The following is a 13,383-nucleotide window of genomic DNA, read 5'->3' as shown; positions in this document are numbered from 1 at the left end:
ACCCGCTGTCGCATACCTTTCAGGGTTGGGTGGCGCGGGCGGGGGGCCGGGCGGGCCTGCCGGTTTCGGACGATGGGGTGGTGGTCGCGGGCCAGGTCATGGCGCGCGGCGCGCGTGCCGCCGCCATGATGTGCCGTCCGGACAGGTCGTGAGGCGCGTTACGGACAGGGCGGGTGGGTGCCGTCGGGGCAGACGACATCGGTGCCGCGCGGCACGACGATGACGTTCTTGCCGTGGGGCGGGTGGTCGTCGCCCTCGCCGCTGGCGGAACTGCATGCGGCCAGCGGGAGAAGGAGCAGGCACAGGGCGGTGGCGAGGCGGAACGGGTGGCGTGGCAACGGAACGTCGGTCATGGAAGGTGCCTTGCGGGAGGAATGAGAGCGGCATCCATTCAATCGCGCGGTTTTCGTTCCGGTTGCCGGTCGGCGGTGATTTTTCCCGTGATGTTCGTCGGTTAGGCGCTCGGGTGGCCGTCCAGCCCCGGCATGCCGATGAAATTCGGCAAGGCCCGGACCCGGCCGAACCATCGCCGCAGGGCTGGATAGGGCGTGAGGTCGATGCCTCCTTCGGGAGCGAGCGCCAGATAGGGAAACAGGGCGCAATCGGCGATCGTGGGGCGGTTGAGCGCGAACCAGTCCTGCGCATGCAGATGGGATTCGAGGATTGGCAGGAGCCGGTTGGTCCAGCGCAGGGCGTCCGCCATGTCCAGCGGATAGCCGAATTTCCGGATCAGGCGGGCGGCGTTGGGGCCGTTGCGGATTTCGCCGGCGGCGACGGACAGCCATTCGGCGACCCTTGCCTGATCCGCCGGGGCCTCGGGCCACCAGCTTCGATCGCTGCTTTTGCCCGCGAGGTAGATGAGGATCGCCTGCGAATCCCGTAGCACGAGGCTGCCATCTTCCAGGACCGGGACTTCGTCGAACGGGTTGAGGGCGTGGAAGGCGGGCGCGTGATGGGCGCCGGCGGCGAGATCGACGGGCAGGAGATCCAGCGTCGTGCCGCTGAGCGCGGCGAAGAGGCGGACCTTGTAGCAATTCCCCGAAACGTCGAGATCGTAGAGACGCATGGGGGCGTACCCTTTTCCGTTTCTGCCGGTGGTCTGCTTGCGCCGATGGGGCGACCCGCTTACCGGTAACGGACGATCATTCGTGGGTGGGCGTGAGTCAAGGCGCGAATGAAAGCGGCTGTTCCCCTGCGCCGGATCGTTGTCGAGGATTGCGGGCTGTTTCGTGAACGGACTTGTGTGGGTGTGTCCCTGCGCGAACCGGCTGTGCGGGTGGGCGTGCGGCGGCAAAGCCTCTATACGCGCTTTGCAGGATATGTTCGCGATGCCGATGCTGCCGTCCTGTTTTGCCATTCTGCTCCATGGCCGGTACTTCGGACGTGAACGACCGCCGATAGCGGAGGGAAGATGAGTTCGTTGCCAGTTCTGGAAGGTCGGATCGTGCTGCCCCGGCGGATCATGCCGGGGCGCATCGTCTTTGACGGGCAGATCCGCGAGATCGCGCCATGCCCGGAGGCGCCGCGACACTACATCCTGCCGGGTTTCATCGATTGCCATGTTCATGGCGGCGATGGCGCGGATACGATGGATGGGGCGGCGGCGATCGGGCGGCTGTCGCGTTTTCATCTGGCGCATGGCACCACGACGATCCTGCCGACCACCATTACCCGGCCCTGGCCCGACGTGATGGACGCGCTGCGCGCGGTTGCCGAGGTGCGCAGGGCTGGGGTGCCGGACGGGCCTGACATTCATGGCGCGCATCTGGAAGGGCCGTTCGTCAGCCCGCACAAGCTGGGCGCGCAGCCGCCTTTTGCCGTGGCCCCGCATCCCGACCTCGTGCGGGAGGTGCTGGAGACCGGCATTGTGCGCGTGGTGACCCTGGCGCCGGAACTGGAGCATGCCGAGCGGGCCATGCGGACTTTCGCCGGCGCCGGGGTGCGGGTCAGCCTGGGCCACATGACGGCCGATTACGCGCAGACCGAGCAGGCGATCTGCACGATCTGCGCCGCCGGCGGGACGGTGGGGGCGACGCATCTGTTCAACGCCATGGCGCCGATCGAGGGACGCCGCCCCGGCCCCGCGACCGCGTTGATGTGCAGCGATGCGGCTTATGCCGAAATGATCCTGGATACGCATCATGTCCATCCCGCCACCTTTCGCATGGCGGCGCGCCTGATGGACGGGCGCCTGCTGCTGGTGACCGACGCGATGCGCGGTACCGGTCTGCCGGACGGGCCGAGCCAACTGGGCGGGCAGGAGGTGATGATTCGCGATGGGGTGGTGCGGCTGCCGGGCGGGTCGCTGGCGGGTAGCGTGCTGACCCTGGATGTGGCCCTGCGCAACGCCGTGGAGAGTGGCGGCGTGGCGCTGCCGCGTGCCGCCGATCTGGTCAGCGGCGCGCCGGCCCGTTATCTGGGCCTGCATGATCGGGGCGTTCTGGCTGTGGGACGCCGCGCCGATTTCGTCGTGATGGACGAACAGTTGCGGGTTCGGCAGGTGTGGGTTGCCGGGCGGCAGGTGTGCTGAGGGCCTGCTCTGGCGACGCGGGCCGGCTCCGGGACGCGGTCAGGGCGGGTCGCTGTCGGAGGGCTCGGCGACGCGGATGCCGCGCCGGGTCAGGGCTTCGCGCAGCAGGATTTCCATCTGCGCGTTGACGCTGCGCAGGTCGGCATCGGCGCTGCGCCGGATGGTCGCGAGCAGGGCCGGATCGAGGCGGAGCGCGAACGCCGCCTTGTCCGGCCCGCGCGGCCTTCCCCTGCGGCTTTCGCCGGTCACGAATACAGCGTGCCCGTGTTGACGACCGGTGTGACATCACGGTCGCCGACCAGCACGACCAGCAGATTGGAAATCATCGCCGCCTTGCGTTCGGCGTCCAGGACGCCGCCCAGGCGATCTTCGAGTTCGTTCAGGGCCTGTTCGACGATCGCCACGGCGCCGGACGTGATCGTCCGCCTTGCGGCGATGACGGCGCTCGCCGCCTGTTTGCGCAGCATGGTCGCGGCGATTTCGGGCGAGTAGGCCAGGTGCGACAGGCGCGCTTCCTGCACGATCAGGCCGGCCAGTTCCATCCGGTCGCGCAGGTCGGCGGCCAGGGTGGCGGTCAGCCGGTCTCCGCCGTCGCGCAGGGACAGCACGGCGCCTTCCTGGCGGAGCGGCCCGCCCACCTGCTGTTCGGCCAGGGCGTGGCGATATTCCTCTTCGTCATAGGGGTGGCGGCTGGCCAGGCTGCGCAGGGCGGTTTCGCCCTGGGCCGTGACATAGGCCTGATAATTCTCCACGTCGAAGACCGCGCGGGACGCCTGGGCCACGCGCCATGTCAGCACCATGCCGATCTCGACCGGATTGCCCGCCGCGTCATTGACCTTCAGGGGGCCGATTTCCTGCGTCACGAGCCGGCGGGTGACCCGCTTGCGCAGGGCGAACGGGTTGATCAGCCAGAAGCCGTCCTGGCTCAGGGTTCCTGAATATTTCCCCAGGAATGTCAGCACCGCCGACTCATTGGGTTGCAGGGTGATGAACGCACGCAGCAGGAGCAGGATCGCGCCGCCGCACAGGCCCGCGCCGATGATGTGGGCCGTGGCTGCGCTGTCCGAGGCGTCTGCCTGGATGGAGAGCAGGCTGATGGCGCCGGCCAGAGCCAGAAGCGGAATGGCGCCGATGCCGACGAAACCCGAAATTGCCCGTGCCCTGATTTCAGCCGTACCCATTCTTGCTGCTCCGTTTTTTCTTATTTTATATATTTATGATATCAAAAAATAAGCAACGAAAAAATATGCGAAGAGCGGGTTTTTTGCCGATTCAGACGGTGAGGGGCGGCGGGATGGCCCGGATGACCGGGGCCGGGCACGATCTCGGTCGTGGTGCCGCCGGCGCGGTCGCGGTGGCGCGCGTGATGCGCGCGGGCTGGGCGGGGGCTGTTGCATCCGGGCGCGGAACGAGGTTGGTTGGGCGGATCGCGGGCGATTCGCTCGCCTGTTCCCTCGTTTCGGAGTTTGCCTGACGTGTCGTCCCGCCTGAATCGTGCCCTTGGACCCTGGCAACTGATGTTCACCGGGCTGAGCGCCATGATCGGGTCGGGGTGGCTGTTCGGTGCCGAACGGGCGGCTTCCACCGCCGGGCCGGCCGCTATTCTGGCCTGGCTGCTGGGGGCGTTCATCGCCTTGGTCATCGCCGCGATGGCCACCGAGCTGGGCGGCATGTTTCCGGTGGCGGGCGGCATGGTCCGCTATGCCAACCTGACCCATGGGCCGCTGGTCGGCTTCATGGCCGCCGGGGCGAACTGGCTTTCGATCGTCAGCGTCGTGCCGGTCGAGGCCGAGGCTTCGGTGCAGTATATGAGTTCCTGGCCGTTTCCCTGGGCGCGGGGCATGTATCATGACGGGGTGCTGTCGCCGAGCGGGCTGGCTGCCGCCGCCGTGCTGGTGGTGGTCTATTTCCTGCTCAATTTCTGGGGCGTGCGGTTCTTTGCCCGGTTCAATTCCGCCATTACGGTCTTCAAGCTGATCGTGCCGGCGACGACGGCGGTGCTGCTGATGGCCAGCAGCTTCCATGCCGGCAACCTGACCGGCGCGGAGACGGGGGGCTTCATGCCCTATGGCCTGTCGGGCGTGCTGACGGCGGTGGCGACCTCGGGCATCGTCTTTGCGTTCAACGGGTTTCAGAGCCCGCTGAATCTGGCGGGCGAGGCGCGGAATCCGGGACGGAGCATTCCGTTTGCCGTGATCGGGTCGGTGGCGACGGCGACCGTGATCTATCTGCTGCTGCAATGCGCCTATCTGGGCGCGGTGCGGCCGGGTGCGGGGGGATGGGCGGGATTGTCCTTTTCCTCGCCGTTCGCGCAACTGGCGATCGCCTTCAACCTGAACTGGGTGGCGATGCTGCTGTATTTCGATGCGTTTCTTGCACCCAGCGGGGCGGGGGCGACGCATCTGGCCTCCAGCACGCGGATGACGCTGGGCATGCAGCGCAACGGCACGCTGCCCGACCTGCTGGGGGCGATCCATCCGGAATATGGCGTGCCGCGCCCGGCGCTGTGGTTCAATCTCGGTGCCGCCTATATCTTTCTGTTCTGCTTTCGCGGCTGGGGTATTCTTGCGGCGGTGATTTCGGTCTGTACCGTGATTTCGTATCTGATGCTGCCGATCTCGGCGCTGGCGCTGCGGCACACGCTGGCGGATCGTCCGCGCCCGGTGCGGGTGCCGGTGATGCGCTTGACCGGGGCGCTGGCCTTCATGTTCTCGTCGCTGCTGCTGTATTGGGCGCGCTGGCCGCTGAGCGGCTACATCATCCTGCTGATGCTGCTGCTTCTGCCGCTTTATCTGTGGTGTCGCCGGCAGGATAGCTGGGCGCAGCATCGCGCGGCCGCCCGGCATGCCGTCTGGTTCATGGTCTATCTGCCGACGATCGCGGCCCTGTCCTATGCCGGGAGCCCGCAATTCGGTGGGCATGGCTGGATTCCCTATGGGTGGGACCTGATCGTGGTGGCAGTCGTTTCGCTGTTGTTCTGCATGTGGGGGGTGCGCAGCGCCGTGGCCGCGCCGGACCTGTCGCTGATGGACGAAGAGGATGATGGATTGCCGGATATCGGGCACTGAGCCTGTCGCCGCCGTGCGGTGGCGGCTGTGATCCAGTCTGTCGAGCGGGCGGCCGCTATCCTGGAAATCATCGCCCAGGAAGGCGGGCGGGCGCATCTGCGCACGATCCACGAGCAGATGGGCATCGGCAAGACGACCGCCCACAATATTCTGAAAACGCTTGATCGCCTGGGCTATGTGCAGCGTGTGCCGGGGGATATGCGCTATCATCTGGGGAGCCGGATTCTGAATATCGCGCGTATGGCGGGGAATGATGCCATGTTGCGCGATCGGCTGCGGCCGGTGCTGGAGGCGATTGCGCGGGCCTGCGAGGCGACGGTGCTGCTGGCGGTGCCGAGCGGGGATGAAGTGGCGTATCTCGACATGATCGAAACGCCGGCCTGGCGCCTGGATGGTGCCGGATTCGGGCAGCGTGACAGGCTGGAAGGATCGGCGCTGGGACTGGTGTTTCTTGCGTTTTTTCCGGGGGTCGAAAAGAGGATGGCCCTGTCGCAGGGCCGGACCCTGAGTGCGGCGTTTCTCTCGCAGATCGAACAGGTGCGGGCCAGGGGATATGCGCTCGACCTTGAAGCCGCCCGCGCCGGATGGAACTGTCTGGCCGTGCCGTGGCGGGATAACGGCCTGGTACAGGCGGGCATCAGCATTACCGGGCCGGCTGACAGGTTGCCCCGGCGGCGGCTGATCGAATTGAGCTGGACGATGATGACGCTGGCCGCCTGACGGTTTGGGCGGGCCGGAGAGCCTGAGCGAACATGCGCGCTGGCGGCGGTGCGGAAGTTCAACAATATTGAATAAATTCGGAATTGTGGGGTCGGGTTATTCCATGGGCGCTGGTCTCGATTAGAGTGGGGACACGCTTTCCTGACAGCATCAGAGGTCGGTTTTCATGCAGCTTTCATCTGCTACCCATATGCTCGCCGCAGCCCGTGCGGAGGCGGAGCGGTTGGGTGTCGTCGTGTGCGTGTCCATCGTGGATGCGGCGGGGTGCCCGGTTGTCTTCCTGCGCATGGATGGCGTTGCGCTGGGCTGTATCGATGTCTGCCACAAGAAGGCCAGGACCGCCGCGCTGTTTCATATGGATAGCGCGGCGTTTGGCCAGGTTGCGTGCCCTGGCGGCGGGGCCTACTCGCTGGAACAGACCAATGGCGGCATGACCAGCTTTGGCGGCGGGCTGGTCATCCGGGACGCGGGCGGGGTGGTGATCGGGGGGATTGGCGTCTCTGGCGCCAGGACCGAAGACGATATCGCCATCGGCCGCGTGGCCGTGGCTGCCCTTTCGTAAATGAGCGTAGAATCCGGGATTGATCCGATGGCGACAGAAATGATTCCGGATGGGCACGGTATTGCCCGCATCCCGCCGCCGCATGGAACGGCCCTGGCATTCCTGACGCTGACATTCGGCACATTCGTCGTGGGCACCGGCGAGTTTGCGATCATGGGGATGCTGCCCGAGTTCGCCGCCTCGCTTCATGTGTCGGAAGCCCAGGCCGGCTATGCCATTACGGCCTATGCGCTGGGGGTGGTGGTGGGGGCGCCGCTCTTTACCATTCTCGGCGCGCGGCTTTCCCGCCGGGAGCTTCTGCTGGTGCTGTTCGGCTTTTTCTGTGGCGGGAATGTTCTCGGCGTCATGATGCCGACGCCGGGGCTGGTCGATATGGCCCGCTTCATCACCGGCCTGCCGCATGGTGCGCTGTTCGGGATTTCGGCGCTGATCGGGGCCTCGATGGTCGATCGCGCGCGGCGGGGCTGGGCGGTTGGCCGGGTGCTGTCGGGGATTGCGATCGCCACGCTGATCGGCGCGCCGTTTTCGACCTTCGCCGCCGATCATCTCGGCTGGCGGATCGCCTATGTCGTGATCGGGCTGGCCGGCGCCGTGACCCTGCTGGGTGTGTGGCGGTATATTCCGGCCGATCAACCCGATCGTGCTGTGACGCCGCTGGGGGAATTGCAGGGGCTGGCCAATGCGCAGGTGCTGCTGACCCTGCTGACGGCGGCCATCGGTTTTGGCGGCATGTTCACGCTCTACACCTTCCTGACCAGCATTCTGAACAATGTGACCCATGTGCCGGAATGGATGGTCATGACCTATATGGTGCTGTGGGGGGCTGGTATGCTGGCGGGGGCGAATGTCGGCGCCTGGATTGTCGATCGCAACCTGGATGCGGCCGTGCTGGTCGCGCTGGTGGGCAGTATCGGGACCATGCTGGTTCTGCCCTATGTCCTGCATAGTCGCATCGGGCTGATGGCGGATGTTTTCCTTGTGCCGACCTTCTTCAATGCGCTGGGGCCGGCGTTGCAGACGAGATTGATGGATTTTGCCGGTACCGCGCAGACCCTGGCGGCGTCGCTGAACCATTCCGCGTTCAATATCGCCAATGCGTTGGGGGCCGTATTGGGCAGCGTTCTGCTGGCGCACCAGTTTGGCTATGGCGCGCTTGGCATGGGCGGGGCGCTGCTGTCCGTCGGTGGATTGCTGGTCTATCTCGTGGCGCTGTTTGCCCTGAAAGGGCGGAACGCCCAGTCCGCCTGAGAGCCTGACCGCAAATGCGGGCTGGTGAGCGAGAGCGGCCCGTCAGGGCCGCGCCCGGCGTGTGTTTCCGAGCATCGGAGCGGAGCGGCCTTGATGGCCGTGAGCACCGCAGCGCAGGAAACGCGCGGAGGGCACGCCACCAGCGCGCATTTTCGGTCAGGCTCTGAGAGGCTGGTTGCCGCCTGTCATCCCTCGGCGGCGGCCATTTCCGCCAGTCTGGCGACCGTATTCATGTTGCGTGCGGTCCCGGCCTTTTCGCTGGGGAGGCGCAGGCGGGTTTTCGCCATGCCGTTGGGGTAGAAGACGAACAGGGCGCGGTGTCCCGGGCGGACCTGTTCGTCCTGCGCGCCGGTGGCGCCTTCCATCGGGTCGGCCGGCAGGGGGGTGTCCACGAACAGGGCCATGACGCGGTTGCCCGGCTGGTCGGGGAACGGGTTTTGGGCCACGATCGCCGCGATCTCGGATGCTGTGCGGACGATGACGCCGACGCGCTTGCCGCAATGCGCATGGAGCCGGTCTTCGAGCGCCGTGCGGACCTGATCTTCGGTTCCGTCGCTGTGGAAGACGACGTTGCCGCTGGCGATGTAGGTTTGCACGCGCGAGAACCCGGCGGCCGCGCAGAGTGCGGCCAGACTGGTCATCGGCAGTTTGCCGGTGCCGCCGACATTGACCGCGCGCAGCAGGGCGACATAGGCCGTCATGCGATTTCTCCTTTCAGGACCGGGCGACCCGGTGCAGCCATGCGGCGGCGGCGAGTGCGCCGGTCAGCAGCAGCAGCGTGAAACCGGCGACCCCGTTCCACCCCAGGCCCGTCCACCACCAGCCGCCGACCGAGCCGGCGATGCTGGAGCCGAGATAATAGGCCAGCAGGTAGAGGGACGTTGCATGCCCCCGGTCGCTGCGCGCCCGGTGCCCGACCCAGCCGCTGGCCACCGCGTGGGCGGTGAAGAAGCCGATCGTCAGGAATACGATGCCGAGGAAGATGCAGGGCAGGGCATGTGGCAGGGTCAGCATGATCCCGGTTCCCATGATCAGGATGCCGGCGGTGAGCACGCTTCCGCGCCCCATGCGGTCGGACAGCGCGCCCGCGACCGACGAGGACACGATGCCGAACACATAGACCGAAAAGAGCAGGCCCAGCCGGGTCTGGTCCAGATTGTAGGGCGGGGCCATCAGCCGGTAGCCGGCATAGTTGAAGAGGGTGACGAAACTGCCCATGACCGTGAAGCCGATGGCGTAGAGCGCGGGTAGCGCCGGGTCGCGCAGGTGGCGCGCCCAGGAGGCGAGGTGATGGCGCGCGCTCAGCCCCGGCCGGCGGACGAAATTGCGCGAGGGGGGCAGCAACGCCAGGAAGCCGAGGGCGGCGAGAAGGCCGGCGGCGCCGATGATGGTCATGGCCGCGCGCCAGGAGAACGCATCGGTCAGGATGCCCGTGCCGACACGGCCGATCATGCCGCCGAACGCGGTGCCGGCGACGTACAGGCCCATCGCCAGGCCCAGCTCGCGCGGGTGGATCTCCTCGGCCAGGTAGGTCATCGCCACGGCGGGTACGCCGCCCAGCACGAAGCCCTCGGCCATGCGGGCGGCCAGCAGGGCCGGCCAGACCGGTGCCCAGGCGGCGGCGATGTTCAGCACGGCCGACAGCATCATGGACAGGGCCATGATGTCGCGCCGGCCGAGGCGTTCGGACAGGGCGGCGGCGAGCAGGATGGCGACGGCGAGGGCGCTGGTGGACAGGGAGAGCGACAGCGAACTGCTGGCCGCGCCGATGCCGAACTGGTGGGAGAAGACCGGTAGCAGCGGCTGCACGCAGTAGAGCAGCGAGAAGGTCGCGAAGCCCGCCAGGAACAGGGCCAGCCCGGCGCGGCGATAGGCCGGGCTGGCGCGGGTGATGAACAGGCCGGCATCCGCCGGAGCAAGGGGCATGGGGGCGTCCGATCGAGAGTTCAGAACTGGTCGTCGGAGGCTGTTTGAAAAATGCCGGTGCTGGCAAGCCCTGTGGGCGTTTTTCCGCGCCGTGGGCTGGAGGCGGGCGAGGGTTTTACGGCGCGGGGTTGCCGGTGCGGGCCGCGTCTTTTCCCGTGCGGGGCGCTGTCGGGGCGGCGCCGTCTTTGCTGTGTCATCGCGGCTGGCGGGGGAGTCAATTTCGTGCGAGCCGCGCGATTGCAAGGGCTTCGGTCAACCGATCACGGTCATTCGGCTGACATCGACCAGACCGTGATCGGTGATCTTCAGGTGCGGCACCACCGGCAGGGGCAGGAAGGCCAGTTGCAGGAATGGTTCTTCCAGCGTCACGCCCATCTCGCGCGTTGCGGCGCGCAGGATGTCCAGTTGCGCCCGCACGGTCTCGAACGGTGCGTCGCTCATCAGGCCGGCGATCGGCAGGTTGAGTTCGGCGCGGACCGCGCCGCCCTCGACGATGACGAAGCCGCCGCCGGTTTCGGCCAGCCGGTTGACCGCCGCCGCCATGTCTGCGTCGTCCATGCCGACGACGCAGATATTATGCGCGTCGTGGCCGACCGATGAGGCCAGGGCGCCGCTGCGCAGGCCGAAACCCTGCACGAAGCCGCGGCCGATATTGCCGTTCAGCCCGTGTCGCGCCACGACCGCGACCTTGGCGATGTCGCGCCCGATGTCGGGCAGGACGCCGCCCTCGGTCTCGGGCAGGTCTTCGGTCAGGAAGGTGGTGATGATCTGGCCGGGGACGATGCCCATGACCGGACGACCGGTGCCGCTGCCGGGGACCGTGAAATCTTCCGCCGTGACCGGCCGGTTGAGGATGATGCTGTCGCGGCCGGGGGCCGGGATCGGCTGGCGCTCGGCCAGTGCCGGCCCGATGGGGCGGCCGCCGGCCAGCACATCGGAGACCGTGCAGCGTTCCAGATCGTCCAGGAAGACGATGTCGGCGCGTTTGCCGGGTGCCAGCATGCCGCGATCGGTCAGCCCGAAGGCGCGGGCCGCCGTGAGGCTGGCGGCGCGATAGGCGGCCAGTGGTGGCACGCCGCGTGCGATGGCGCTGCGGATCAGGAAGTCGATATGGCCTTCATGCGCGATTTCCAGCGGGTTGCGGTCGTCGGTGCAGAAAGCCAGGAAGGGGGAGGTTTCGACCGTCAGCAGCGGCGCGAGCGCCGCAAGGTCCTTGCAGACCGATCCTTCGCGGATCAGGACCGTCATGCCCTTGCGGATCTTCTCCAGCGCCTCGTCGGCGCGGGTGGCCTCGTGGTCGGTGGAGATGCCGCCCGACAGGTAGCCGTTCAGCTTCCTGCCGCCCATCAGCGGGGCGTGGCCGTCGATATGGCGGCCCGCGAAGGCGGCCAGCTTGTCCATGCAGTCGGGGGCGCCGGACAGCACGCCGGGCATGTTCATGAATTCCGCCAGGCCGATGACCTTGGGGTGGTTCATCAGCGGGGTCAGGTCGTCCGCCATCAGGACGGCGCCGGACGTCTCGACTGGCGAGGATGGCACGCAGCTCGACAGATTGACCCGCAGGTCCATGACCATGCGGGTCGCGGCGTCGAGGAAATAGCGCAGGGCCGGGACGCCCAGCACATTCGCCATTTCATGCGGGTCGCAGATGGCGGTGGTGACGCCGTGGGGCAGCACGCAGCGCTCGAATTCGAACGGCGTGACCAGAGACGATTCGACATGCAGATGGGTGTCGATGAAGCCGGGAACGACGATGCGGCCGCGTCCGTCGATGACGTTGGGGCCGTCGTACCGGTCCAGCGTGCCGACGATGGTGTCGCCGCAGATTGCGATATCGGTCTCGATCAGCGCGCCGGTCACCAGATCGAACAGCCGGACATCACGGATGACCAGATCCGGTGCTTCCGCGCCGCTGCCCTGGCGAATGCGGCGGGCGATCAGGTCGGGAGAGATGCTTGCCATGTCGTTCTTAAGCACGGACAGGCGGTGGCGTCCATTATATCCGTGTGGCGTCCTGGCCGGCGAGCGGCGTTCCACGCGCATGCGCGGGGCGCGGGGCGGTGATGTCGGGCATGGCCCAGAGGGCGGCGCCGCCGATCAGGGCCATGACGATGACATACAGGGCCGGCCCGGTGGCATTGTGCCCGACCAGCGCCGAGACGCAGGCCGGCGTCAGCCCGCCGAAGACCGCGTAGGACAGGTTGTATGAGAAGGACAGGCCGGAGAAGCGGGTCGCCGGGGGGAAGGCCCGCACCATCGCGATCGGCACCAGGCTGACATAGCCGGCGCCGATGCCGGCCAGGGCGGCGAGCGCCATGAACCATGCGGGATGGGCGGGGGCCACCGCGTACAGCCCCCAGGCGCCGGCGATGAGCAATGCGATGACCGGTGGGATGGTGCCGCGCAGGCCCCAGCGGTCGGTCGCGGCCCCGATCGCCACGGAGGCGAGGGTGATGCTCAGTGTGGCGATCAGGCTGGCGCGCATGGTGCTGGCGGGGGAAAAGCCATGCAGGCTTTGCAGCAGAGCCGGCATCATCAGCAGCAGGACGATGATCGCGGCGGTGAGCGTCCAGGTGCCGATCACCGAGAGGACGATTGCGCGGCGGCTGGCGCGCAGCACCGTGAGTAGCGGGGCCTGCCGTGCCAGCGCATCGTTGGCCTGCATTTCGGCGAAGACCGGGGTTTCGTGCAGCCAGCGGCGCAGGCGCATGGCGATCAGCCCGAACAGGCCACCCAGGAGAAACGGCAGCCGCCATCCCCAATCGGTGATCGCGGTGGGCGACAGAGCCGCATTCAGGCCCAGCGCGACCAGTGAGCCGATCAGCATGCCCGCCGTCAGGCCGCCGGTGAGCAGGCCGCAGGCCAGGCCGGTATGCCGGGGGCTGGCATGTTCGACGACGAAGACCCAGCCGCCAGGGGCCTCGCCGCCCATGGCGGCCCCCTGGGCCATGCGCAGCACCAGCAGCACCAGCGGCGCGCCCACCCCCAGCGTGTCGAAACCGGGGAGCAGGCCGATCAGCAGGGTGGGGGCCGCCATCAAGAGCACGCTGAAGGCGAACATCTTCTTGCGCCCGTGCAGGTCGCCGAAATGCGCCATGATCACGCCGCCGAGCGGCCGCGCCAGATAGCCGGCGCCGAACAGGCCGAAGGTCTCGGTCTGGCGCAGCCAGTCGGGCTGGCTGGCGGGGAAGAAATGCTGGGCGATGACTTTCGCGAAATACGCGAAGATCACGAAATCATAGAATTCCAGTGCGCCGCCCAGCGCGGCAAGCATCAGCGTGCGCAGGTCTTTCCATGTCAGGCTGGGGGTACGGGACGGGGTTGGGGAC

At 67.3% G+C, this 13,383-nt stretch carries 13 protein-coding genes; 5 read left to right on the top strand and 8 right to left on the bottom strand.

Annotation, left to right across the window (positions count from 1 at the left end; translation table 11 throughout):
- Positions 1–158: 158 nt before the first annotated feature.
- On the bottom strand, positions 159–353 hold the full coding sequence (locus ABF821_RS16540) for a hypothetical protein (RefSeq protein WP_415530820.1): 195 nt from the start codon (positions 351–353) through the stop codon (positions 159–161).
- Positions 354–454: 101 nt separating this feature from the next.
- Entirely contained in the window at positions 455–1,066 is a 612-nt protein-coding gene (locus ABF821_RS16535) for a glutathione S-transferase family protein (protein WP_415530819.1), read from the bottom strand.
- Positions 1,067–1,411: 345 nt separating this feature from the next.
- Here ABF821_RS16535 and nagA point away from each other — a divergent pair, with 345 nt between their 5' ends.
- Complete coding sequence (gene nagA / locus ABF821_RS16530) at positions 1,412–2,530, top strand: N-acetylglucosamine-6-phosphate deacetylase (RefSeq protein WP_415530818.1); 1,119 nt, start codon at positions 1,412–1,414, stop codon at positions 2,528–2,530.
- Between the two features lie 39 nt (positions 2,531–2,569).
- Here nagA and ABF821_RS16525 read toward each other — a convergent pair whose 3' ends face one another.
- Positions 2,570–2,779, bottom strand: coding sequence for a hypothetical protein (locus ABF821_RS16525; RefSeq protein WP_415530817.1), 210 nt, complete (start codon positions 2,777–2,779; stop codon positions 2,570–2,572).
- Complete coding sequence (locus tag ABF821_RS16520) at positions 2,776–3,711, bottom strand: SPFH domain-containing protein (RefSeq protein WP_415530816.1); 936 nt, start codon at positions 3,709–3,711, stop codon at positions 2,776–2,778. Before ABF821_RS16520 ends, ABF821_RS16525 begins: the two co-directional genes overlap by 4 nt.
- Positions 3,712–4,005: 294 nt before the next feature.
- Here ABF821_RS16520 and ABF821_RS16515 point away from each other — a divergent pair, with 294 nt between their 5' ends.
- From ABF821_RS16515 to ABF821_RS16500, 4 genes are all read left to right on the top strand, one after another.
- A complete protein-coding gene (locus tag ABF821_RS16515) occupies positions 4,006–5,598 on the top strand; it encodes an APC family permease (RefSeq protein WP_182973454.1) in 1,593 nt (530 codons plus the stop codon).
- Between the two features lie 27 nt (positions 5,599–5,625).
- Positions 5,626–6,318 carry an IclR family transcriptional regulator gene (locus ABF821_RS16510; protein WP_183009090.1) on the top strand — a complete coding sequence of 231 codons (693 nt, stop codon included), beginning with the start codon at positions 5,626–5,628 and terminating at the stop codon, positions 6,316–6,318.
- 166 nt (positions 6,319–6,484) lie between these two features.
- Positions 6,485–6,880, top strand: a complete 396-nt coding sequence (locus ABF821_RS16505; protein WP_415530815.1) for a GlcG/HbpS family heme-binding protein — start codon at positions 6,485–6,487, stop codon at positions 6,878–6,880.
- Between the two features lie 27 nt (positions 6,881–6,907).
- Positions 6,908–8,128, top strand: coding sequence for an MFS transporter (locus ABF821_RS16500; protein ID WP_415530814.1), 1,221 nt, complete (start codon positions 6,908–6,910; stop codon positions 8,126–8,128).
- Between the two features lie 185 nt (positions 8,129–8,313).
- Here ABF821_RS16500 and ABF821_RS16495 read toward each other — a convergent pair whose 3' ends face one another.
- The 4 genes from ABF821_RS16495 to ABF821_RS16480 form a co-directional block, all read right to left on the bottom strand.
- Positions 8,314–8,829 (bottom strand): DUF1697 domain-containing protein, encoded by a 516-nt coding sequence (locus ABF821_RS16495; protein WP_415530813.1) that lies wholly within the window; start codon positions 8,827–8,829, stop codon positions 8,314–8,316.
- A gap of 13 nt (positions 8,830–8,842) precedes the next feature.
- On the bottom strand, positions 8,843–10,054 hold the full coding sequence (locus ABF821_RS16490; RefSeq protein WP_415530812.1) for an MFS transporter: 1,212 nt from the start codon (positions 10,052–10,054) through the stop codon (positions 8,843–8,845).
- Positions 10,055–10,306: 252 nt separating this feature from the next.
- Positions 10,307–12,016 (bottom strand): adenine deaminase, encoded by a 1,710-nt coding sequence (gene ade, locus ABF821_RS16485; protein ID WP_415530811.1) that lies wholly within the window; start codon positions 12,014–12,016, stop codon positions 10,307–10,309.
- Positions 12,017–12,050: 34 nt separating this feature from the next.
- Positions 12,051–13,383, bottom strand: a 1,333-nt coding sequence (locus ABF821_RS16480) for an MFS transporter (RefSeq protein WP_415530810.1), incomplete at its 5' end; no start/stop codon positions are given.

The organism is Gluconacetobacter sp. (assembly GCF_047721585.1).
In the GTDB taxonomy this organism is placed as follows: domain Bacteria; phylum Pseudomonadota; class Alphaproteobacteria; order Acetobacterales; family Acetobacteraceae; genus Gluconacetobacter; species Gluconacetobacter dulcium.
The sequence above is the reverse complement of the archived record's forward strand: the minus strand, read 5'-3'. Positions and strand labels throughout refer to the sequence as shown.